Annotated in this window: 22 protein-coding genes; 18 read left to right on the top strand and 4 right to left on the bottom strand. The window is 63.2% G+C overall.

Translation table 11 applies throughout. From position 1 onward, the window contains the following. The first annotated feature begins 144 nt into the window (after positions 1 to 144). The 14 genes from HX786_RS07180 to madM all read left to right on the top strand — a co-directional run bounded on the left by HX786_RS07180 (position 145) and on the right by madM (position 16,033). Entirely contained in the window at positions 145 to 5,985 is a 5,841-nt protein-coding gene (locus tag HX786_RS07180) for an Hpt domain-containing protein (RefSeq protein ID WP_178911877.1), read from the top strand. Next, positions 5,978 to 6,433, top strand: a complete 456-nt coding sequence (locus HX786_RS07175; protein ID WP_003213725.1) for a chemotaxis protein CheW — start codon at positions 5,978 to 5,980, stop codon at positions 6,431 to 6,433. The genes HX786_RS07180 and HX786_RS07175 overlap by 8 nt, the downstream gene beginning before the upstream one ends. A 518-nt stretch (positions 6,434 to 6,951) precedes the next feature. Further along, positions 6,952 to 7,278: a DUF6124 family protein gene (locus HX786_RS07170; protein WP_177028013.1), complete on the top strand. Its 327-nt coding sequence runs from the start codon at positions 6,952 to 6,954 to the stop codon at positions 7,276 to 7,278. 62 nt (positions 7,279 to 7,340) lie between these two features. Then, positions 7,341 to 7,970: a nucleotidyltransferase domain-containing protein gene (locus HX786_RS07165; RefSeq protein ID WP_177035292.1), complete on the top strand. Its 630-nt coding sequence runs from the start codon at positions 7,341 to 7,343 to the stop codon at positions 7,968 to 7,970. Then, positions 7,933 to 8,361, top strand: a complete 429-nt coding sequence (locus HX786_RS07160) for a hypothetical protein (RefSeq protein ID WP_003216800.1) — start codon at positions 7,933 to 7,935, stop codon at positions 8,359 to 8,361. The genes HX786_RS07165 and HX786_RS07160 overlap by 38 nt, the downstream gene beginning before the upstream one ends. Before the next feature lie 327 nt (positions 8,362 to 8,688). Then, positions 8,689 to 10,359: a malonate decarboxylase subunit alpha gene (mdcA, locus tag HX786_RS07155; protein ID WP_023659312.1), complete on the top strand. Its 1,671-nt coding sequence runs from the start codon at positions 8,689 to 8,691 to the stop codon at positions 10,357 to 10,359. Then, positions 10,360 to 11,208 (top strand): triphosphoribosyl-dephospho-CoA synthase, encoded by an 849-nt coding sequence (locus tag HX786_RS07150; protein WP_008434131.1) that lies wholly within the window; start codon positions 10,360 to 10,362, stop codon positions 11,206 to 11,208. Continuing rightward, a complete protein-coding gene (locus HX786_RS07145) occupies positions 11,208 to 11,507 on the top strand; it encodes a malonate decarboxylase subunit delta (RefSeq protein WP_003216806.1) in 300 nt (99 codons plus the stop codon). The genes HX786_RS07150 and HX786_RS07145 overlap by 1 nt, the downstream gene beginning before the upstream one ends. Beyond that, entirely contained in the window at positions 11,500 to 12,342 is an 843-nt protein-coding gene (locus HX786_RS07140) for a biotin-independent malonate decarboxylase subunit beta (protein WP_102370090.1), read from the top strand. The genes HX786_RS07145 and HX786_RS07140 overlap by 8 nt, the downstream gene beginning before the upstream one ends. Next, the gene (gene mdcE / locus HX786_RS07135; protein WP_177068418.1) at positions 12,339 to 13,115 is read left to right on the top strand and encodes a biotin-independent malonate decarboxylase subunit gamma; all 777 of its coding nucleotides are present in this window, start codon (positions 12,339 to 12,341) and stop codon (positions 13,113 to 13,115) included. The genes HX786_RS07140 and mdcE overlap by 4 nt, the downstream gene beginning before the upstream one ends. Further along, positions 13,109 to 13,705, top strand: a complete 597-nt coding sequence (locus HX786_RS07130; protein WP_177068419.1) for a malonate decarboxylase holo-ACP synthase — start codon at positions 13,109 to 13,111, stop codon at positions 13,703 to 13,705. Before mdcE ends, HX786_RS07130 begins: the two co-directional genes overlap by 7 nt. Continuing rightward, on the top strand, positions 13,702 to 14,607 hold the full coding sequence (gene mdcH, locus HX786_RS07125; RefSeq protein ID WP_178911876.1) for a malonate decarboxylase subunit epsilon: 906 nt from the start codon (positions 13,702 to 13,704) through the stop codon (positions 14,605 to 14,607). Before HX786_RS07130 ends, mdcH begins: the two co-directional genes overlap by 4 nt. 246 nt (positions 14,608 to 14,853) lie before the next feature. Beyond that, positions 14,854 to 15,267: a malonate transporter subunit MadL gene (gene madL / locus HX786_RS07120; RefSeq protein WP_003216818.1), complete on the top strand. Its 414-nt coding sequence runs from the start codon at positions 14,854 to 14,856 to the stop codon at positions 15,265 to 15,267. 1 nt (position 15,268) lies between these two features. Further along, entirely contained in the window at positions 15,269 to 16,033 is a 765-nt protein-coding gene (gene madM / locus HX786_RS07115; RefSeq protein WP_003216820.1) for a malonate transporter subunit MadM, read from the top strand. A 156-nt stretch (positions 16,034 to 16,189) separates the two neighbouring features. On the opposite strand, the gene HX786_RS07110 is transcribed toward madM, so the two are convergent. The 3 genes from HX786_RS07110 to HX786_RS07100 are packed head-to-tail and all read right to left on the bottom strand — an operon-like array spanning position 16,190 to position 18,250. After that, positions 16,190 to 17,104, bottom strand: a complete 915-nt coding sequence (locus tag HX786_RS07110) for a LysR substrate-binding domain-containing protein (RefSeq protein ID WP_003216822.1) — start codon at positions 17,102 to 17,104, stop codon at positions 16,190 to 16,192. Positions 17,105 to 17,141: 37 nt separating this feature from the next. Continuing rightward, positions 17,142 to 17,684, bottom strand: a complete 543-nt coding sequence (locus tag HX786_RS07105) for a chromate transporter (RefSeq protein ID WP_134327458.1) — start codon at positions 17,682 to 17,684, stop codon at positions 17,142 to 17,144. Then, entirely contained in the window at positions 17,684 to 18,250 is a 567-nt protein-coding gene (locus HX786_RS07100) for a chromate transporter (RefSeq protein ID WP_178911875.1), read from the bottom strand. Before HX786_RS07100 ends, HX786_RS07105 begins: the two co-directional genes overlap by 1 nt. 235 nt (positions 18,251 to 18,485) lie before the next feature. On the opposite strand from HX786_RS07100, the gene HX786_RS07095 reads away from it, so the two are divergent. Next, entirely contained in the window at positions 18,486 to 19,103 is a 618-nt protein-coding gene (locus tag HX786_RS07095) for a hemolysin III family protein (RefSeq protein ID WP_003216828.1), read from the top strand. Here HX786_RS07095 and HX786_RS07090 read toward each other — a convergent pair. Continuing rightward, positions 19,098 to 20,000, bottom strand: coding sequence for a LysR family transcriptional regulator (locus tag HX786_RS07090; protein WP_177028010.1), 903 nt, complete (start codon positions 19,998 to 20,000; stop codon positions 19,098 to 19,100). The two genes, HX786_RS07095 and HX786_RS07090, sit on opposite strands and share 6 nt — an antisense overlap. Positions 20,001 to 20,108: 108 nt before the next feature. Here HX786_RS07090 and HX786_RS07085 point away from each other — a divergent pair, with 108 nt between their 5' ends. Genes HX786_RS07085 through HX786_RS07075 form a run of 3 tightly spaced genes read left to right on the top strand, consistent with a single transcriptional unit; the run spans position 20,109 to position 22,644 of the window. Next, positions 20,109 to 21,350 carry a D-amino acid dehydrogenase gene (locus HX786_RS07085; protein WP_177022321.1) on the top strand — a complete coding sequence of 414 codons (1,242 nt, stop codon included), beginning with the start codon at positions 20,109 to 20,111 and terminating at the stop codon, positions 21,348 to 21,350. A gap of 10 nt (positions 21,351 to 21,360) precedes the next feature. Next, positions 21,361 to 21,714 carry a RidA family protein gene (locus tag HX786_RS07080; protein ID WP_087693233.1) on the top strand — a complete coding sequence of 118 codons (354 nt, stop codon included), beginning with the start codon at positions 21,361 to 21,363 and terminating at the stop codon, positions 21,712 to 21,714. Positions 21,715 to 21,741: 27 nt separating this feature from the next. Further along, a complete protein-coding gene (locus tag HX786_RS07075) occupies positions 21,742 to 22,644 on the top strand; it encodes a transporter substrate-binding domain-containing protein (protein ID WP_178911874.1) in 903 nt (300 codons plus the stop codon). Positions 22,645 to 22,671 lie beyond the last annotated feature (27 nt).

Here is a 22,671-nt window from a genome sequence, read left to right as displayed (position 1 = left end):
TGCGGTGTGTCAGTCGCCGACGCTTTGTCTGACCCACCGCATTCGCGAGCAAGCCCGCTCCCACAGTTGATCTCCTTTGTTTTGAGATCGGTGTACGCATGACCCAGCACTACCAGCAACTCATGAATTCAGACGGGAGCGGTTATGGTTGATCGGCACGACTACGTGGCCCTCGAATGGGTCAAGGGCGAAATTGCCGAAACCCTGAAACAGGCCCGTTCGGCGCTGGACGCCTATGTTGAAGAAAGCAGCAGCGAGGCCATCGGCCAGTGCCTGGAATGCATCCATCAGGTGCATGGCAGCCTGTTGATGGTCGAGTTCTACGGCGCGGCCCTGTTCGCTGAAGAAATGGAACAACTGGCCCTCGCCCTGCAAGGCGCGCGCGTCAGCCAGCGCGACGAAGGCATTCGCCTGCTGCAACAGGGCCTTGGCCAACTGCCGCTGTACCTCGACCGCGTACACAGCGCCCGGCGCGACCTGCCCCTGGTGGTGCTGCCGCTGCTCAACGACCTGCGCAGCGTGCGCGGCGAAAGCCTGCTCTCGGAAACCAGCCTGTTCAGCCCGCAACTGCTGGTGATCCCGCCGCTGCCCGAAGACGCCCTGGCCCAGCGCACGCCAGAGGATTTCCCCGAGCTGCTGCGCCAGTGGCGGCAGATGCTGCAACAGGCGCTGGTCGGTTTGCTGCGCGAAGACCACGGCCCCAGCAACCTGGAAGACATGGCGCGGGTCTTCGCCCGCCTCGAAGCCCTGTGCCATGGTGCGCCGCTGCTACCGTTGTGGCAGGTGACCTCGGCGCTGGTGGAAGGCATGCTCATTGGCGTGGTTGCCAATAGCCCGGCGTTGCGCAGTTTGCTCAAGGCCTGCGACAAGCAACTCAAGCGCCTGCTGATCCAGGGCATCAACGGCATCAACACCCCGGCCCCGGATGAGCTGCTCAAGAGCCTGTTGTTCTACGTCGCCAAAGTCACCCGACCGACTCCACGGATGCAAAGTTTGAAAGAACGATATGGCCTCGATGAAGCTTTGCCCGACAGCGCCGTGGTGGACGCCGAACGCGCCCGCCTGGCCGGCCCGGACCGCGACGCGATGGGCTCGGTGCTCGGCGCGTTGTGCGAGGAGCTGGTGCGGGTCAAGGAACGCCTGGACCTGTTCGTACGCAGCGACCGTCAGCACGCCTCGGACCTTGAGGCGTTGCTGGCGCCGCTGCGGCAGATCGCCGATACCCTCGCCGTATTGGGCTTCGGCCAGCCGCGCAAAGTGATCATCGACCAACTGGCGGTGGTACTCGGCCTGGCCCAGGGGCAGCGCGAACCCAACGATGCAGTATTGATGGACGTTGCCGGTGCGTTGCTCTACGTCGAGGCCACGCTGGCCGGGATGGTCGGCACTGTCGAGCCGGAACGCCGCGAAGAAAGCCGCCTGCCTACCACCGACCTGACGCAGATCCACCACCTCGTCATCCGCGAATCCTGCCAGTGCCTGACCCAGGCCAAAGAGCTGGTGATCGACTGCATTGAGGCCCATTGGGACCGCCAGCGCCTGGAGTCGCTGCCCGAGTTGCTGACCCAGGTGCGCGGCGCGCTGGCGATGATTCCGCTGCCCCGTGCGGCGAGCCTGATGCGTGGCTGCAATGACTACGTCAACGAGCAACTGATGGTCCGCGACGCCCCACCTTCCGAGGCGCAGCTTGAGCATTTTGCCGATGTGCTCACCAGCCTCGAGTACTACCTGGAACGCATGCTCCAGGACCACGACGCCCCGGGCGAACGGGTGCTGGAAGTCGCCGCTGAAGGCCTGGCCGCGCTGGGCTATTTGCCGGCCGAAAAACCCTGGCGCCAGGCACTGCTTGAGCAGGGTGACACGCCCACGGAGCAAACCCCGTTCCTCGCCGATGCGTTGGCCAGCCCCACCTCGCGCCTCAACCCGCCGGCACTCCAGCGTCCCGGCAGCCTGCTGCCGCCGCCCGCCGGTGAAGAAGCCATCGATGATGAACTGCGGGAAGTCTTCCTCGAAGAAACCGCCGAAGTCCTCGATGTGCTGCATCGCTATGTGCCCGCCGGCACCGCCAGCCTGGAAGACAAGGCCACCCTGAGCGAAATGCGCCGCGCCTTCCACACCTTGAAAGGCAGTGGCCGCATGGTGCGCGCCCTGGTGTTGGCAGAGCTGGCCTGGGCCGTGGAAAACCTGCTCAACCGCGTGCTGGAGCGCAGCGTCGCGCCGGGCCCGGATGTGCAAGCAGTGCTGGATGACGTGTTGGAATTGCTGCCGGAACTGATCACCGATTTTGCCGACGATGCCCAGCGCCAGCGCGATGACGTAGACGAACTGGCGGCGCGGGCGCACGCCCTGGCCAGCCGTGTCGAACCGTCGGCCACAGACCCGGCCGCCCTGGACCCGCAGTTGCTGGAAATCTTCCGCAACGAAGCCCAGAGCCACCTCGACAGCCTCAACCACTTCCTGCAACAGGCCACCGAGCACCTGCCGCTGCAAGTCAGTGATGAACTGCAACGCGCACTGCACACCCTCAAAGGCAGCGCCTATATGGCCGGTGTGTTGCCCATCGCCGAACTGGCGCGCCCGCTGGATCACCTGACCCGCGAATACAAGGCCCACCGCCTGCCGCTGGACCTGGATGAAATCGAATTGCTGCTGGAGGCCGAGGCGTTGTTCCAGCGCGGCGTGCGCCAGTTGGACAGTGACCCTCACGCGGCCATCAATGGTGCAGCAGGACTGATCGAGCGCACGCAAAACCTGCTGAACAGCCAGCTTGAAGCCTTGCTGAATGCGCCCAACACCGGCCTGCGGATCAAGCGCGACCCGCAGTTGATCGCCAACTTCCTGGCCCAGGGCATGGACATCCTGCTGGACGCCGAAAGCCTGCTGCGCCGCTGGCAACAGCACCCCGGCGAACGCCAGGAGCTGAGCGCGCTGCTGGACGAACTGACCACCCTCGGCGAAGGCGCGCACCTCGCCGACCTGCACCCGATGGACGAATTGTGCGAAGCCTTGCTCGACCTCTACGGCGCAGTGGAAGAAAGCAGCCTGGCGGTCAGCGAGCGCTTCTTCCACGAGGCCGAACAGGCCCACGAAGCCCTGATCAACATGCTCGACCAACTGGCCGCCGGCCAGGAAATCAGCGCGGCGCCGGCCCGGGTACGCGCCCTGCGCGAGCTGCTGGATGAAGGCCTCGACCCGTCCGCCACCGGCTTGATCAAGACCGATGGCAGCCGCGCGCTGAGCATCTCCGAGCTGGGCGCCGCTACGGCGAAGCTCGATCAGGGTTTTGCGGTGGATGACGAGATCGTCGAGATCTTCCTTGAGGAAGCGGTGGACATCCTCGACAGCGCCGGCCAGTCCTTGAAACGCTGGCTGCTGGACCCGGATAACGCAGCGCCGCTGTCATCGTTGCAGCGGGACTTGCACACCCTCAAGGGTGGCGCGCGCATGGCTGAAATCGGCACAGTGGGCGACCTGGCCCTTGAGCTGGAAAACCTTTACGAAGGTTTGGTGGACCGGCGCTACAGCTATTCCAGCGAGCTGGCCAATGTGTTGATGGCCAGTCATGAGCGGCTGGCGCTGTTGCTTGAGCAACTGCAACACCAGCAACCGTTGAGCGACTCCTCCGACCTGATCAGCCACTTGCGTGAGTTGCGCCAAGGCACCGGACAAGCGGCGCCCGCAGCGGCCGCCGAAGTCGAGACGCCGGGCAGTGATCCTGAGCTGCTGGATATCTTTCTCGAAGAGGCCGCCGACATCCTCGACAGCTCCGGCGCCGCGCTGTTGCGCTGGCAGGCCGAGCCGAAAAATCGCCAGGAAGTCGAGACACTGCTGCGCGACCTGCACACCCTCAAGGGCGGCGCTCGCATGGTCGAGATCGGCCCGATTGGCGACCTGGCCCATGAGTTGGAGTTTCTCTATGAGGGCTTGTCGGCAGGTTTGCTGGCGCCCTCGGCGGAGCTGTTCGCCTTGCTGCAAGGCTGCCACGACCGCCTGGCGCAGATGATCGATGCGGTGGCGGCGGGCATGCCGGTGGGCTCGGTGGACCTGCTGATCGAGCGCATCAAGAGCCTGGTGCGTCCGGCTGAAGTGACGGACGCACCGCTGGCGTTGACGGCAACCAAAACCGAGGCGGTGCCGGCCAGCGATCCGGCCGCCGACATGGTGAAGATCTCTGCCGACTTGCTGGATGACCTGGTCAACCTGGCGGGTGAAACTTCGATCTTCCGTGGGCGTATCGAGCAGCAGGTCAACGATGCGAGCGTTGCCCTCAACGAGGTGGAAACCACCATCGAGCGTATGCGCGATCAACTGCGCCGCCTCGACACCGAGACCCAGGGCCGCATCCTCAGCCGCCAGCAGGCCGAGGCCGAACGCCTGGGCTACGAAGAATTCGACCCGCTGGAAATGGACCGCCATTCCCAGTTGCAACAACTGTCCCGGGCCTTGTTCGAATCGGCTTCCGACCTGCTCGATCTCAAGGAAACCCTCGACCGCCGCAACCAGGATGCCCACAACCTGCTGCAGCAACAGGCGCGCATCAACACCGAGTTGCAGGAAGGCCTGATGCGCACGCGCATGGTGCCCTTCGAACGCATGCTGCCACGGCTTAAACGCATCGTGCGGCAGGTGGCGGGCGAGCTGGGCAAGGACGTGGAATTTATCGTCGGCAATGCCGAAGGCGAGATGGACCGCAACGTGCTGGAGCGCATGGTCGCGCCGCTGGAACACATGTTGCGCAACGCCGTCGACCACGGCCTGGAATCCCGCGATGCACGATTGCTGGCCGGTAAACCCGAGAAAGGCCGCATCACCCTGGACCTGACCCACGAAGGCGGCGACATCGTTTTCGACATGCGCGACGACGGCGCCGGCGTGCCGCTTGAAGCCGTGCGGCGCAAGGCGATCAAGCGTGGCTTGCTCGACCCCAACCTGGAAATCAGCGACCGCGACGTGTTGCAGTTCATCCTGCAACCGGGGTTTTCCACTGCCGAAAAAATCACCCAGATTTCCGGGCGTGGCGTGGGCATGGACGTGGTGCATGAAGAAGTGCGCCAGCTGGGCGGCTCGATGGTCATCGACTCGACGCCGGGAGAGGGCGTGCACTTTCGCATTCGCCTGCCGTTCACTGTGTCGGTCAACCGGGCGATGATGGTGCAGTGTGCCGACGATCAATACGCGATCCCGCTGAACACCATCGAAGGGCTGGTGCGGGTCATGCCCCATGAGCTGGAAGGGCACTATCAGCAGGACCCGCCGCGCTACGAATACGCCGGCCAACGCTACGAACTGTTCTACCTCGGCGACCTGCTGCACACCGTCGGCCGGCCGAACCTGCTGGGCCAGTACCAGCCGCTGCCGGTGCTGCTGGTGCAATGCAACGAACGGCGCGTGGCGGTGCAAGTGGACGCCATGGCCGGCACCCGGGAGATCGTGGTCAAGGGCCTGGGGCCGCAGTTTGCCGGGGTGAAGGGCGTGTCTGGCGCAACCATCCTTGGCGATGGCCGCGTGGTGCTGATCATCGACCTGATGGCGCATATCCGCGCCCGGCCACCGGCGTTGCCGGCCCAGGCGGCGGACGCTCCGTTGATCCTCAACGACCCGCTGAAAAAGCGCCCGCTGCTGGTGCTGGTGGTGGACGACTCGGTCACCGTACGCAAAGTCACCAGCCGCCTGCTGGAGCGCAACGGCATGAACGTGCTCACCGCCAAGGACGGTATCGACGCCATGGCCGTGCTGGAAGAGCACACCCCGGACCTGATGCTGCTCGACATCGAAATGCCGCGCATGGACGGCTTCGAAGTGGCCATCCAGGTGCGCGACGACCCGCGGCTGATGCGCATGCCCATCATCATGATCACCTCCCGCACCGGGCAAAAACACCGTGATCGTGCAATGGCGATTGGCGTCAACGACTACCTCGGCAAGCCTTATCAAGAGTCGGTGCTGCTGGAAAGCATCGCTTACTGGAGCAAGTCCCGTGCTTGATCACCGCGCAACTCAACTCACCGGCTTGCTGCTGCCATTGGCCGACCGTCACCTGTTGTTGCCCAACGTCGCCGTGGCCGAGCTGATCGACTTCCAGCGCGGCGAACCGGCCAGTGATGCGCCGCCGTGGTATTTGCGGCAGGTTACCTGGCGGGATCGGCAGTTGCCGTTGATCAGCTTTGAGGCCGCGTGTGGCGAGTCGGGCGTGGTGGGAGAGCGGGCGCGGATTGTGGTGTTGAACACCCTCGGAGGACGGCCGACGTTGAAGTTTATTGCGTTGGTGATCCAGGGGATTCCGCGTTCGTACAAGCTCGATAGCCAGTTGAGTTATGTGGACGTGCCGTTGTGCCCGCTGGAGTTGGCGGCGGTGCAGGTGGGGGAGCATGTGGCCAGGGTGCCGGACTTGATGGGATTGGAGGCGTTGTTGGTCGAGGCCGGATTGGCCTGAGTGTAACCGTCAGTCAATCCGTGCAAACCGTTCGATTTTTGATGATCGTTCCCACGCTCCGCGTGGGAATGCAGCCTCGGACGCTCTGCGTCCAGCTGGCGATGCAAGGCTTAAGTCTCGCGCTGTGGTGACGCGGAGCGTCACGGGATGCATTCCCACGCAGAGCGTGGGAACGATCGCATCGGCGTGCGCTTTACAGTCGGATTTTTCCTGCAACCTCTCGCGCTGTGCATGAACTTGTTGTGCCCTGCGATCGCGCCTAGTCTTCGTCCGTCATCGCAAAAAACGGTGACACGGACGTGCAAGTCCGGTTACATGTCGGCGCACCAACGCCCATAGCCATTCAACGGGCGTTTTTTATGCCTGCTGTATTTCTTATGGCGGCTGTGCGTGGGAGATCCCTTGGGGTCTGCCGGGGTCCGATATGCCCGGTCTTGCACACCTGCGCACAGCTGCCACCTTATTCGCGTGCAAGCGGACGGTGTCAGCTTCCCTAATACATATCGGAGCTGCACATCATGTTCAAACCTACCCCCAATCCGCCCCACAACACCGAAATCGAACACCGCAAACTCCAGGCCGCCGCCGAGCGTGCCATGGATCATTACTTTCCGCCTTCGGCTTCATCTTCACTCTTTACCGTCACCCCCTCTCAATCCACCGAAGCCCTGCTGGCCAACGCTTCTGAAACCTTTGCCTCACTCAACGCCCTGACTTCCAACCTGGCCTTTGAATTGGAAGGTTCCCAGCGCGGCGTGGTGCTGGCCATTCAGCAGATGAGTGAGCTGGGGCAGTTACTGGTTGATCAGGCACTGGAGCAGGTTGCTCCTTCTTGCGCAGCCTAAAAACTTGATCGTTCCCAAAAAGGGACCTATCGTTCCCTTTTTGGGACTCTTCGGTCGCTGCCATGCAAACCCTGCCCCTTAGCACTGCGCTATTCACCGTGACTCAGCAGAAAGTCTTGGGTTTGCTCTTTGGCAAGCCCGACCATAGCTTCTTCACCAATGAAATCGCCCGCTGGGCAAAGGTGGGCAAGGGCAGCCTGACCCGCGAGCTGGAGCGTTTGCAGTTGGCAGGCATCCTGACGGTGACGCGCCAGGGCAACCAAACCCACTACCAGGCCAACCCGCAGTGCCCCGTTTACTCGGAGCTGTTGGCCATCGTGCGCAAGACCCTGAGCCTGGATGAGCCATTGCGCAACGCACTGGCTCCATTTGCCACGCAACTGAAGTGGGCATTTATCTACGGTTCCATCGCCAAGGGCGAGGCGCACTCATCCAGTGACATAGATCTGATGCTGATCGGCGAAAGCCTCAACTACAGTGAAGTCATGGAGCAGCTCATGCCGCTGGAAGAGCAACTGGGCCGCACCATCAACCCGACGCTCTATACCCCCGAAGACTGGATCGGCAAATGGAATGCCGGTCATAGTTTTGTGCAGCGGGTGGCGGAGCAGGACAAGATCAACCTGATTGGGGAAAACCCCGTGGAGTCCAAGGATGGACAGCAAGGCCAACCTGGAGAACCTGCAACGTAGTGGTGGCTTGAAGGCTGAGCCGCCGGATCGCACGGAATGTGATGGGTTGATGCGCTCTGCCCGTGATCGATTGAAGGACGCCAAAACCCCGCAATTATCTTTCGCCAGCCGTTTTGATTTGGCTTACAACGCGGCCCACGCAATCGCCCTCACAGCCTTGCGCTTGCACGGCTATCGCTCGGACAAGCGCTATCTGGTGTTCCAATGCCTGCTTCATACCACCGCAGCCAACAAGGTTCAGGTAAGACTGTTTGCGCTATGCCACGAGCGCCGCAACCTGGCGGAATATGAAGGGTATATGGATGAGGATGAGGGGTTGTTGGAGCAACTGATTGCGCATACTCAAGCGCTATTGAAGGAGGTCGAACAGTGGGTGACTAACCAGAAATAGCGGCTTGGGTGATGAAGCGAGATCAGTCCCAAAAAGGGACTGATCGTTCCCATTTTGGGACTTCTGCGTACGTTCTCCCGAACAGCGCTGAGCAAATGTGGGAGCGGGCTTGCTCGCGAATGCGGTGTGTCAGTACCCGATTTATCAACTGACCCACCGCATTCGCGAGCAAGCCCGCTCCCACATTTGAACTGTGTTGAGCCCGAGCCTCAGCGTTTGCTAATGAACCATTACTCCAATCGTAACGGTTCACCGCCCAGCTTGATTGATGCCCCCCCAATACCCTCCTAAGGTACAGCCCACGACAGCAAATCCCGTGGAGCGACCATGACAACAACAACTTCCCCCGACTCGCGCTGGACGCGGCGGCGCGATGAGAAGCAGCGCCGCCTCGCATTGGTGCGATCCTTCGCCGATGGCGCCGTGCTCCCCAGCGAGCGCATTGTCGAAGCCCTGGAAGCCCTGATCCTCCCCGGCGACCGCGTGGTGCTGGAAGGCAACAACCAGAAGCAGGCCGATTTCCTCTCGCGCTCCCTGGCCAAGGCCGACCCCGCCAAGCTCCACGACCTGCACATGATCATGCCCAGCGTCGGCCGCTCCGAGCACCTGGACCTGTTTGAAAAGGGCATCGCCCGCAAGCTGGATTTCTCCTTCGCCGGCACCCAGTCCCTGCGCATCAGCCAGTTGCTGGAAGACGGCCTGTTGGAAATCGGCGCGATCCACACCTACATCGAACTCTACGCACGGCTGGTGGTGGACCTGATCCCCAACGTGGTCCTGTCGGCCGGCTTCATGGCCGACCGCGCCGGTAATATCTACACCGGCCCCAGCACTGAAGACACGCCAGCGCTGATCGAGCCGGCCGCCTTCAGCGATGGCATCGTCATCGTCCAGGTCAACCAACTGGTGGATGACGTCACCGACCTGCCTCGCGTCGACATCCCCGCGAGCTGGGTCGATTTCGTGGTGGTCGCTGACAAGCCCTTCTACATCGAACCGCTGTTCACCCGCGACCCACGCCACATCAAGCCCGTGCATGTGTTGATGGCGATGATGGCGATCCGCGGCATCTATGAAAAACACAACGTTCAATCGCTGAACCACGGCATCGGTTTCAACACCGCCGCCATCGAATTGATCCTGCCGACCTACGGTGAATCCCTGGGCCTGAAGGGCAAGATCTGTCGCAACTGGACCCTCAACCCGCACCCAACCTTGATCCCGGCCATCGAAAGCGGCTGGGTCGAAAGCGTGCATTGCTTCGGCACCGAACTGGGCATGGAGAACTACATCGCCGCCCGGCCGGATGTGTTCTTCACGGGTCGCGACGGCTCGCTGCGTTCCAACCGGATGTTCTGCCAACTGGCCGGCCAATACGCGGTGGACCTGTTTATCGGCGCCACCTTACAGGTCGATGGGGACGGGCATTCCTCCACCGTTACCCGTGGCCGCCTCGCCGGTTTTGGTGGTGCGCCGAACATGGGCCACGACCCGCGCGGTCGCCGCCATGGCACACCCGCCTGGCTCGACATGCGCCACGACGACGCTCCCGAGGCCTTGCTCGAACGCGGCAAAAAGCTCGTGGTGCAGATGGTCGAGACCTTCCAGGAAGGCGGCAAACCCACCTTTGTCGAAACCCTCGACGCGGTGGAAGTCGCCCGCAAAAGCGGCATGCCCCTGGCGCCGATCATGATCTACGGCGATGACGTCACGCACCTGCTCACCGAAGAAGGCATCGCCTACCTGTACAAGGCCCGTTCCCTGGAAGAGCGCCAGGCGATGATCGCCGCCGTGGCCGGGGTGACCGCCATCGGCTTGCGCCACAACCCCAAGGACACCGCACGCATGCGTCGCGAAGGCTTGATTGCGCTGCCCGAAGACCTCGGCATCCGCCGCACCGATGCCACCCGCGAGCTGCTGGCCGCCAAGAGCGTGGCCGATCTGGTGGAGTGGTCCGGTGGCTTGTACAACCCGCCCGCCAAGTTCAGGAGCTGGTAAATGCACGCACTCAAACTGCACGACCTGACGCTGGCCGAACGCCTGGCCGACATGGCCGTCGACGCCTTGATTGATGAGGCGGACCTGTCGCCGAAACCCGCCCTGGTAGACCGTCGCGGCAACGGCGCCCATACCGATTTGCACCTCGGCTTGATGCACGCCTCGGCGCTGTCGCTGTGGCCGGCGTTCAAGGAAATGGCCGAGGCCGCTGTCGAATTTGGCGAAGTCGGTTTGCCCCTGCGTGAAGCCCTCGGGCGCATCGGTCGCGAAGGTGAGCAGGCGATGCTCGTCACCACCAGCGGCGTTAATACCCATCGCGGCGCGATCTGGGCCCTTGGCCTGTTAGTCGCCGCCGCCGCACTGCAACCCGAATCCTGCACTGCCAGCGCGGTGACGTTGCGCGCCGCCCGCCTGGCCTTGCTCAACGACCGTTACGCACCGCAACCGCTGAGCCACGGCGCCCAGGTCGCACAACGCTACGGCGCACGCGGTGCCCGCGAAGAGGCGCAACTGGGCTTTCCGTCGGTGCTGCAACGCGGCCTGCCCCAACTGAAGAAAAGCCGCCTGCAGCAACACGGCGAACAGAACGCGCGCCTCGACGCCTTGCTGGCGATCATGACCGATCTGGCCGACACCTGCGTGCTCTACCGCGCCGGCCCTGAAGGCTTGCAGGCCATGCAGCAGGGCGCCCAAGCCGTACTGGACGCCGGCGGCAGCGCAAGCCTCGCCGGCCGCCGCCAACTTCATGAGCTGGACCAGCAACTGCTGGCGCTGAATGCCTCCCCCGGTGGCGCCGCCGACCTGTTGGCCGCCTGCCTGTTTATCGACCGCCTCGACGGAGCGCTGTGATGGAAACCTTATCCTTTGAATTCCCCGCCGGGCAGCCCGCAAAGGGCCGCGCGCTGGTAGGTTGCGTCGGCTCCGGCGACCTCGAAGTGCTGCTGGAACCGGGAACCGCCGGCACCCTGACGATCCAGGTGCAGACCTCGGTGAACGGTGCGCAGCTGCGTTGGCAGCATCTGTTCGAACGGATCTTCCAGGAACAGACACCCCCCGCATTGAACATCGATATCCACGACTTCGGCGCCACACCCGGCGTGGTGCGCTTGCGCCTGGAGCAAGGCTTCGAGGAGATCGGTCATGACTGACTTGCTGAACAAACACAGCTTCGTCGAACTCGGCGCCCGGCAACGAGCCAAGGCCTTGCTCGACGCGGGCAGCTATCGCGAACTGATCGACCCGTTCCAGCGCGTCATGTCGCCGTGGCTGAGCCGCCAGGGCGTGGTGCCGCAGGCAGATGACGGCGTGGTGATCGCCAAGGGCAGCATCGCCGGCTTGCCGGTGGTCATCGCGGCCATCGAAGGCAATTTCCAGGGCGGCAGTCTCGGTGAAGTCGGCGGCGCGAAGATGGCCGGTGCACTGGAGTTGGCTGCTGAAGACAACCGCAACGGCATCCCGACGCGCGCCATCCTGCTGCTGGAAACCGGCGGCGTGCGCTTGCAGGAAGCCAACCTGGGCTTGGCTGCCATCGCCGATATCCATGCGGCGATTGTCGACCTGCGCCAGTACCAGCCGGTGATCGGCGTGGTGGCGGGCAGCGTCGGTTGCTTTGGCGGCATGTCCATCGCGGCAGGCTTGTGCAGTTATCTGCTGGTGACCCGTGAGGCGCGCCTTGGCCTGAACGGCCCGCAGGTAATCGAGCAGGAAGCCGGCCTTGAAGAATACGACTCCCGTGACCGGCCCTTCATCTGGAGCCTGACCGGCGGTGAGCAGCGTTTCAACAGTGGCTTGGCCGACCGGTATGTGGCCGACGACGTGGCGCAGATTCAGCAGCAGATCACTGAGCTGCTGCAACAAGGCTTGCCGGAAAACCAGCGCAGCCGTCAGGTTGATCACTATCTGGAACGCCTGGCCGCACTGAACGCCGAACCGCAAATCGACCCGGCGACGGTTCGCGATCTGTATCAGGGAGAACGCTCATGAGAGGTTTGCAGTGGTTCAACGCATTGAGCGGCGACGCAGCGCCAGTGAGCGGTTTGCCGAACTCGCTGAAAGTTGCCGACGGTGTGCTCGGTGATCAGCCAGTGCGCTTTATCGCGGTGGTCACCGACCCGCAAAACCGCTTCCCTCGCGCTCGCAACGGTGAAGTCGGTTTGCTGGAAGGCTGGGGCTTGGCCAAGGCGGTTGATGAGGCGATCAACACCGGCGACAAGCGTCCGCTGATTGCCATCGTGGATGTGCCGAGCCAGGCCTACGGTCGTCGCGAAGAGGCCTTGGGCATTCACCAGGCATTGGCCGCCGCTGCCGACAGCTACGCCCGTGCCCGCCTGGCCGGTCACCCGGTGATCGCGCTGCTGGTGGGCAAGGCGATGTCCGGCGCCTTCCTCGCCCATGGTTACCAGGCCAACCGCCTGATTGCCCTGCGCGACCCCGGCGTGATGGTGCATGCCATGGGCAAGGCTTCGGCGGCGCGGGTAACCCTGCGCAGTGTTGAAGAGCTGGAAACCCTGGCCGCCAGCGTGCCGCCGATGGCCTATGACATCGACAGCTATGCCAGCCTCGGCTTGCTCTGGGAGACCTTGTCGGTCAGCCAGATCGAGCAGCCCACCAGCGAAGATGTGGCGCGGGTCAGCGAGTGCCTGGTGCAGGCGATCAAGGATGTGCAGGCCAGCGGTCGGGACCTGAGCGGTCGCCTGGGCGCCACTAACCGCGCGGCCTCCAGCCACGTGCGCCAACTGCTGCGGGAGCAATGGTGAACGCTCACGACTTGCTCTGGGGCATGACCCCGGCGCATGCGCCCGCTGATGCGCCGGCCTGGGTGCTGGAAGCATTGGCCGCTGGGCATCCGGTGGTGGTGCGGCGTGCCGTCGCGTCGCCGGGCCAAGTAGCGGTGGGGGTACGCGGGCGCTTGCGCGAGCAGCGCTTCGCCGCCGTGATGCCGATGGCGGCGGTGCAGCGGCGCGTGGTGCCGGAAGACCTGCGCGGTGTGATCTCGCCAAGGGATTTGCCGGCGTTGCAGGCCCTCGCTCAGTTGCAACCGGTGCTGGCGGGAGAGAGTTGGGGCGTCACCGGCAGTGCGGGTTTCGAGTTGGCCAGCGGCGTCGAAGCGCTGCATGCCAAGAGCGATCTGGATTTGATTCTGCGCACGCCCGAGCGCCTTGATCGCAGCGATGCAGAGGACCTGCTGGCGATACTGGATACGGCGGTGTGCGCCGTCGACCTGCAACTGCAAACGCCTTTTGGCGCGGTCGCGTTGCGTGAATGGGCCGGTGGTTCGCGTCGCGTGCTGCTGAAGAACGCCAGCGGCGCGCAGTTGGTGCTCGATCCTTGGCAGGCCGTGGCATGAGCAGCCTCCTGGCACTCCCGGGGCAGGGCGCCCAGCGTCCCGGCATGCTCCAGCAATTGCCGCGTGCGGTGCTGGACGAAGCCAGTGCTGCCCTCAATGAGGATGTGCTTACCCTGGATTCTGCCGAAGCGCTGGCCTCGACCCGTGCCGTGCAGCTCTGCCTGTTGATTGCCGGTGTGGCCAGTGCGCGTTTGCTGGAACACACCCCCGATTACGTCGCCGGCCTGTCCATTGGTGCCTATCCGGCCGCCGTGATCGCCGGCTCGCTGGACTTTGCCGACGCGTTGAAACTCGTCAGCCTGCGCGGCGAATTGATGCAACACGCGTATCCCCACGGCTACGGCATGACCGCCCTTATCGGCCCGGACCTGTCCACCGTCGAGGCCTTGCTTGCTCAGGTCCACAGCCCGCAAACCCCGGTTTACCTGGCCAATATCAATGCCGACAACCAGACGGTCATCGCCGGCAGCGATGAGGCCATGAAGGCGGTCGCCAATCTGGTGCGCGGCAACGGCGTCGCCAAACGCCTGGCCGTCAGCGTGCCGTCTCATTGCGTACTGCTGGAAAAACCCGCCGAGGCCCTGGCCGAAGCATTCGCCCAAGTGACACTGAAACCGCCGAGCATCACCTACCTGAGCAGCACCCGCGCCCGGCCGATCCACAACACCGAACACCTGCGCGACGACCTCGCCTTCAACATGTGCCGCATCGTCGACTGGCGCGGCACCGTGCAAAGCGCCTTCGAGCGCGGTGTGCGCCTGCATATCGAACTGCCTCCCGGTGCCGTGCTTACAGGCCTTGCGCGCCGGGTGTTCGAGCAAGGCACCGTCATCGCCTTCGAAGGCGCCCGCCTGGACACCTTGCAGGCCTTGCTGCGAGAGGAGGGAAACCATCACCGATAGAGCTCCACCAAGGCTGATGCTGGTCGGTCAAGAGATAGAGTGGGTCACCAATGACCTGTGGCGAGGGAGCTTGCTCCCGTTGGAGTGCGCAGCGCTCCGAGGATTTCAGGGCCGCTACGCAGCCCAACGGGAGCAAGCTCCCTCGCCACAGGTACGGTATTCATCTTTATCGGATCGGCATTGCCGCCCAAGGCTTTCGAAGCACAAAAACAACAATTTCGATGAAGCACTTTGAGGACAACCATCATGATTATTTACGGTGTGGCGTTGCTGGCGATCTGCATGTTGGCCGGCGTGATTCTGGGCGACATGCTCGGCGTGTTGCTGGGAGTCAAATCCAACGTGGGCGGGGTGGGGATCGCGATGATCCTGCTGATCTGCGCACGGCTGTGGATGCACAAACACGGCGGCATGACCAAGGAATGCGAGATGGGTGTCGGCTTCTGGGGTGCCATGTACATCCCGGTGGTGGTGGCGATGGCGGCGCAACAGAACGTGGTCACCGCGCTGCACGGCGGCCCGGTGGCGGTGCTGGCGGCGATTGGTTCGGTGGTGGTGTGCGGTTGCACGATTGCCTTGATCAGCCGCACGCACAAGGGCGAACCGCTGCCCGATGAAGAGCCGCTGATTGCGGCTGCACCTGTCGCGGGAGGTCGCTGATATGTGGGAACTCATCGAGAAAGGCCTGGCAAATAACGGCTTGGTCACCGCCTTTGCATTTGTTGGCGTGGTGATGTGGATTTCGGTGGTGCTGTCCAAGCGCCTGACCTTCGGACGCATCCACGGGTCGGCCATCGCGATTGTGATCGGGCTGGTGCTGGCCTGGGTGGGCGGCACCTTGACCGGCGGGCAGAAAGGCCTGGCGGACGTGGCGCTGTTTTCCGGGATCGGCTTGATGGGCGGCGCCATGCTGCGGGACTTTGCCATCGTGGCCACGGCGTTTGAAGTACAGGCCACCGAGGCGCGCAAGGCCGGCTTGATTGGTGCAATTGCCTTGCTGTTGGGCACGGTGTTGCCGTTTATTGTGGGCGCGAGTATCGCCTGGGCGTTTGGTTATCGCGATGCGATCAGCATGACCACCATCGGCGCGGGCGCGGTGACTTACATCGTCGGGCCGGTGACCGGGGCGGCGTTGGGTGCAAGCTCGGATGTGGTGGCGCTGTCCATCGCGACTGGGTTGATCAAGGCGATCCTGGTGATGGTGGGCACGCCCATGGCGGCACGCTGGATGGGCCTGGATAACCCGCGCTCGGCGATGGTGTTTGGCGGCCTGGCCGGTACGGTGAGCGGCGTGACGGCAGGACTGGCAGCGACGGACCGGCGGTTGGTGCCGTATGGCGCACTGACCGCCACCTTTCACACCGGGCTTGGGTGTTTGCTGGGGCCGTCGGTGCTGTACTTCATCGTGCGCGGGATCGTCGGCTGACCCGAGAGGTGTCGACCGCTTTTGTGGCGAGGGAGCTTGCTCCCGCTGGAGCGCGAAGCGGTCCCAATGCATTCTTCCTGAAACAACGCGGGCGCTGATTTTACGACTGCTGCGCAGCCGAGCGGGAGCAAGCTCCCTCGCCACAGGGGATCATTGTCAGGTTTGGCGGTTCGCATACATCCGGCACTCCGCCAACAGCGCGAGCAGGTTCGGGTCGCGCTCCTTGGCTTTCAGAAACACCACGCCAATGTGCTGCTGCAAACGGTAGCGCGGTTGCAGGGGAATCAGCTTGACCCGGTTCTCATACACCGCCGCAATCCGCCCCGGCAGCAGCGCATAACCCACCCCCGAGCTGACCATGCTCAGCAGGGTGAAGATGTCGTTGACCTGCATCGCCACCTTCGGCTCGAACCCTGCCTGCTTGAATACGCGGTTGCCATCCTGATGGGTGGCGAAGCCTTGGGTGAGGGTGATGAAGGTGGCGTCGCGCACGTCCGCCAGGTCGATTTCCTGTTCGCGGTCGAAGGGTGAATCGGCCGGGGTGGCGAGGAAGATGTCGTCGGAAAACAGCGCGATCTGCTCGCAGTCCGGATCGTTGGCGTGCTCGTCGAGGGAGATCAGGATCGCATCGACTTCCATGTTCTTCAGCTTGTACAGCAGGTCGAAATTCGACCCGAGGATCAGGTCGATATTCAGCTCGCTACGGCGAATCTTCAGCCCCATGATCAACTGCGGCACGGTCTTCACCGTCAGCGAATACAGCGAGCCCAGCTTGAAGCGCTCGGCGGAAAAGCCGGCGGCCTCGCGGGTCACCCGCACACTGTCCACCACATCCTGCACCAGCTTCTGCGCACGCTCTTCCAGCACATAGGCGCTTTCCAGCGGCGTGAGGTTGCGCCCTTCGTGCTTGAACAGCGGGCAGCGCAGGGCGTTTTCCAGGGAGTGGATCGCCCGGTGCACGCTGACGTTGCTGGTCTGCAATTCAGCCGCCGCCCGCGCCAGGTTACCGGTGCGCATGAACGCCAGGAAGATCTCCAGCTTCTTGAGGGTGAATTCTTCGTCGATCAGCATGGGCGTGACTCTTGTTCGAATGCCGTCGATTGTGCCCCTAAAACCAGTTCACTCCCAGCCATGCACTGCACAGGCCCAACACTACGCCGAGGATGATCAGCCAGATCGCGTTGAGCCTTGTGTAATACACCACGGCGGCGCTGGCCAGGGTCAGTACCAGGCTGGTGGCGTTGTTTTCCAGGCTGTTCATCAGGATGTAGCTGGCGGCCAGGATCAGCCCGATGGAGATCGGCAGCAGGCTGCCTTTGACCCGCTGCACCCACGGGGTTTTGCTGTGTTTTTCCAGCCAGCCGGCGCCGAGGTAGGTGAGTACCGAGCAGGGCACCAGCTTGGCGGTCAGGGCCACCAGGGCGCCGGGCAACCCGGCGGCTTGCTGGCCGATAAATACCAGGAACATGCCATTGGGCCCGGGCAATGCCTGGGACAGGGCGAAGAAGGCGACGAACTGGGCGTCGGTGATCCAGTTCATGTCGGTGACGGTGTAGCGATGGATATCGCTCAGGGCCACGGTGTTGCCGCCAATCGCCATCAGCGACCACAGCGCGCATTGGATCATCAGGTGAAACAGCACGCTCTGCATCAGCCGGCCACCTTCCGCTTGCCCATGAAGCTCAAGGCCAACGAGCTGGGAATGCAGATCAGCAGGACCATCCACAACGGCAGCACCAGCACCGCCATCAACACGAAGGTCAGGACGAACGCGCTGTAATTCGCCAGGGTTCGCGGCATGGCCTTGAGCAGGCGCAGAGTGGTGCCGAGCATCAGCCCGGTGGCGATCGGCATCACCGCGCCGAAGATCTGCTGCACCACGTCATGGGTCCACCATTTGGCATAGGCGAAGCCGGCCAGCACGGTGATCAGCGAGGGGAACAGATACAAGCCGACCACGGTCACAACCGCACCCGGCAAACCGTGCAGGCGCCGACCGTAGATGATGCCGACGTTGGCGATATTCGGCCCGGGAAAGAATTGGCCGGTGGTCAGCAGCTCGTTGAAGCCTTGTTCGCTGACCCACTGCCTGCGGTCGACCATCATCTGCCGCGCCCAGGGCATCACGCCGCCAAAGCCGAACAGGCCGACCATGGCGAAGTTGTAAAACAATTGCCACAGACTCGGGTGGGGCTGGGCAGGTTCGAGGTCGGGCATGGGCGTTACCGATGAGGGGCTTTTATGTAGGAGCTGGCTTGCCGGCGATAGCGGTATATCAGCAGCAGATGTATGGCTGACCCACCGCTATCGCCGGCGAGCCAGCTCCTACAGGATGAAGCGAATCATCCATCGGCATGTGTATTTGGGCAAATGAAGAAAGGTTGTTACCTGATATTGGGTGGGTGACGTCAGAATGGTCGAGGTGATAACCGTTATTCGAGGTGAGTGACACATGTATCACGGGGAACGATTCAACGCCTGGAGCCACTTGCTCGGGGCGGTTGCGGCTTTTGTGGGTGCGGTATGGATGTTGGTGGTGGCCAGTATGGACGGCAACCCCTGGAAGATTGTCAGCGTAGCGATCTACGGTTTCACATTGCTGGTGTTGTACAGCGCGTCCACCGTTTACCACAGCGTGCGCGGGCGCAAGAAAGCGATCATGCAGAAGGTCGATCACTTTTCGATCTACCTGCTGATTGCCGGCAGCTACACGCCGTTTTGCCTGGTGACGCTGCGCGGGCCGTGGGGCTGGACGCTGTTCGGGATTGTGTGGGGGCTGGCGGTGATCGGCATCCTGCAGGAGATCAAGCCACGCTCCGAGGCGCGGATTTTGTCGATCGTGATCTATGCGGTGATGGGCTGGATTGTGCTGGTGGCGGTCAAGCCGCTGATTGCTGCGCTGGGGCCTACCGGGTTTGCCTGGCTGGCGTCGGGCGGGGTGCTGTATACCGTGGGCATTATTTTCTTTGCCTTGGAGGACCGCTTGCGGCACTCCCACGGGATCTGGCATTTGTTCGTGATTGGCGGCAGCCTGCTGCATTTCGTGGCGATCATGGGGTACGTGTTATAGCCGGTCCAATTGCTCATGGGCCCGGCTGCCGAAGATCTCCAACAGGCTCGCCAGCATATGCGGCGGCGGTTCGTCGGCGCGGGTCAGGGCGTACAAGGTGATTGGCAGTGGCGGCGCAAGGGGGCGAATGCAAGTAGTGGCCGGTGATGCGCCGAGGGCGGTGAACGGATCAATCACCGCCAGCCCGGCGCCGGATTCGACCATGGCCCTGGCCAGGGAATAGGTCTGCACTGCGATGCTGACCCGTGGCGGTGGATCGACCGCTTCCAGGTAGCTGTCCAGCTTCGCCGACAACGGGTCGGCGCTGGACAGGCCAATCAACGGCGCGCCCGCCAGGGCCATCAGCGGCAACGGTTTGCCCAGCTCGTTTTCCTTCCAGTAACCCTGCGGCGCCAGCGCCACCAGCACGCCGTGGGCCAACGGCTGGGCGTTCAGCCCTGGGTGATCGGGCGGTTGCAGGGTCAGCGCCACGTCGACCTCACGCATCAACAGGTTTTGCACCAGCTCGCGGCTGTGGGCGCTGGACAGCTCGCAGGCGATGTCCGGGTAGCGTTGGGTCCATTCGCGGATGGCCGGCGGCAGCAACGACAAGGCCAGCGCGGGTGTGGCGCCGATACGCAGGCTCTGGCCCGGCTCGCGGCGCAGGTTCTGCGCCAGGCGCCGCACGCCTTGCAGGCTTTCGGTCACCTTGTCGACTTCGCGCTCCAGCGCCAGCGCTTCCGGGGTTGGCTGCAGCTTGCCGCGTATACGCAGGAACAGCGGGAACCCCAACTGCAACTCGGCGTGCTGCAGCACCTTGCTCACCGCCGGCTGCGAGACATGCAGCAACTGGGCGGCGGCGCTGATGGAACCGGTCTGGCGGATGGCCTGGAAGATTTCGATATGACGCAAGCGCATGGGCAGTCCATAACCTTTGTTTATGGGTGACCCATCTTTATTCATTGTCCCGCCGCTGTCACCTGCCTCTAACCTTCAAGCCTGACATCGCACGGTTAAGGGACGCACATGGCTCAGCAGGTTTGCATCATCGGTGGCGGGGTTATCGGCCTGGCGAGTGCCTACGCGCTGGTGCGTGCCGGCATGCAGGTGACGGTGGTCGAAGCCCGGGAAACCCTGGGCAGCGAGACCAGCTTCGCCAACGGCGGGCAGTTGTCCTACCGCTATGTCGCACCGCTGGCCGACAAGGGTGTGCCGTTGCAAGCCATCGGCTGGATGCTGCGCGGTGACTCGCCGCTGAAGCTGCGCCCGCGCATGGACCCGGCGCAGTGGCGCTGGATGGCCTCGTTCCTGGGCGCCTGCCGTGGCTCGGTGAACCAGCGCAATGCGGCCCACCTGCTGCGCCTGGCGTCCTTGAGCCAGGGCACCCTGCAACGCTGGCGTGAAGAAGACCAACTGGGCGGTTTCCACTGGCGGCGCAACGGCAAGCTGGTGACCTTTCGCAGCCTCGACAGCTATGAACGCGCCTTGAATAAAGTGACCGACCCGCTGCAACAGCAAGTGCTCTCGGCGGCGGACTGCGCACGGCTGGAACCGACCCTGGACAGCGCCAGTTTTGCCGGCGGCATCTATACGCCCAATGAAGAGGTCGGCGACTGCCATGGGTTCTGCCAGCAACTGGCGGCGCGCCTTGAAGCGTCGGGGCGTTGCACGTTCCTGTTGGGGCGCAAGGTGACGGCGATTCGTCACAGCGCAGGCGCCGTGCAGGCTATCGAAATGGGTAGTGAAGTCTTGCCGGTGCAGCACCTGGTGCTGGCCGCCGGGCACCGCAGCCCCGAACTGGCCTTGCCGGGTATGTCACTGCCGCTGTATCCCCTCAAGGGCTACAGCCTGAGCGTGCCGATTGGCGCGCAGCATCAGGCGCCGAACATCAGCATCACCGATTACGACCGCAAGATCGTCTACGCGCGCATCGGTGAGCAACTGCGGGTGGCGGCGATGGTGGATATTGTCGGCTTCGACACCCGCCTGGAACCCAAGCGCCTGGCGCTGATTAAACGCCAGGCACTTGAGACGTTCCCGCTGGCCGGTGACTACCAGCACGCGGTCGAATGGGCCGGTATGCGCCCGGCCACGCCTACCGGCGTGCCGTTGATTGGTGCCAGCGCCTACAGCAACCTGTGGCTTAACCTCGGCCACGGCGCCCTCGGGTTTACCCTGGCTTGCGGCAGCGGCCAGGTACTGGCCGAGTTGATTGGCCGGCACACCACTTCCATTGATATGCAGGGCTTCGCGCCCCGAGCCGCTTGAGGATATTTCGATGACCATCACCCGAATCAACAGCAACAGCCGCTTGTCTGGCGCCGTGGTGTTTCAGGACCTGGTGTTTTTGTCCGGCCAGGTGCCGGGCGAAGGCCGCGATGTGAAGACCCAGACCGAACAGGTGCTGGCCAGGATTGATGCGCTGCTGGCCGAGGCCGGCAGCGACAAGGATCATCTGCTGAATGCGACCATCTACCTGAACAATATCCAGGAGGGTTTTGCGCCGATGAATGAAGTCTGGTCCGCCTGGCTATCGCCGGGGCAGGCACCGACGCGTACCACGTTGCAGGCGCAGTTGGCGCGACCGGACGTGCTGGTCGAGATCAGTGTCATTGCAGTGCGCCGTACCTGAACCTTTAACCACCAACGGAGAATAACAATGCAAAAAATCACGTTGATCGGCTGCACTCTGGGGCTGTTGTTGGGGGCTCAGGCCCATGCCGCCGAGGCCCCCTTGGACGGTACGCTTAGCAAGATCGCCAACGCCAGGAGCATCACCCTCGGCTACCGCGATGCCTCGGTGCCGTTTTCCTATGTGGGGGATCACAGCGGCAAGCCCATGGGCTATTCGGTGGAGCTGGCGAACAAGATCGTCGAGCGTATCCAGCAGAAAACCGGTGTGCCGAAGCTCAACGTGAAGTACAACCTGGTGACTTCCCAGACCCGCATTGCCCTGGTGCAAAACGGCACCGTGGACCTGGAATGCGGTTCCACCGGCGTGACCGCCGAGCGGCAGAAGCAGGTGGCGTTTTCCTACGGGTTTATCTACGTGAAGGGCCAGTTGCTGACCGCCAACGACAGCGGCATCAAAAGCTTCGCCGACCTGCAAGGCAAGAACGTGGTAACCACCGCCGGCACCACCAACGAGCGGTTCCTCAAGAGCTACAACGTTGATCACAAACTGAACATGTCGGTGATCAGCGCCAAGGACCACGGCGAAGCCTTCCAGATGCTGCAATCCGGCCGGGCGGCGGCGTTCTACATGGATGACGCGTTGCTCTACGGGGAGCGCGCCAAGGCCAGGGACCCGCACAAGTGGGTGGTGGTCGGGGAAGAACAGTCGCGGGAAATCTACAGCTGCATGGTGCGCAAGGACGACCCGCAGTTTCTCGCGGTGGTCAATGAGACCCTGGCCGGGCTGTACAGCTCGGGGGAGATCAACGGCATTTACCAGCGCTGGTTTGAGCAGCCGATCCCGCCCAAGGGCTTGAACCTGGAATTCCCGATGACCAGTGAGTTGAAGGCGATTATTGCGACGCCTGTGAGTGACCCGGTGGAGTAGCGGAGTGCAAGCCCGCTCCCACATTTG

It is taken from the genome of Pseudomonas sp. 21615526, assembly GCF_013386245.1.
GTDB lineage: Bacteria > Pseudomonadota > Gammaproteobacteria > Pseudomonadales > Pseudomonadaceae > Aquipseudomonas.
The sequence above is the reverse complement of the archived record's forward strand: the minus strand, read 5'-3'. Positions and strand labels throughout refer to the sequence as shown.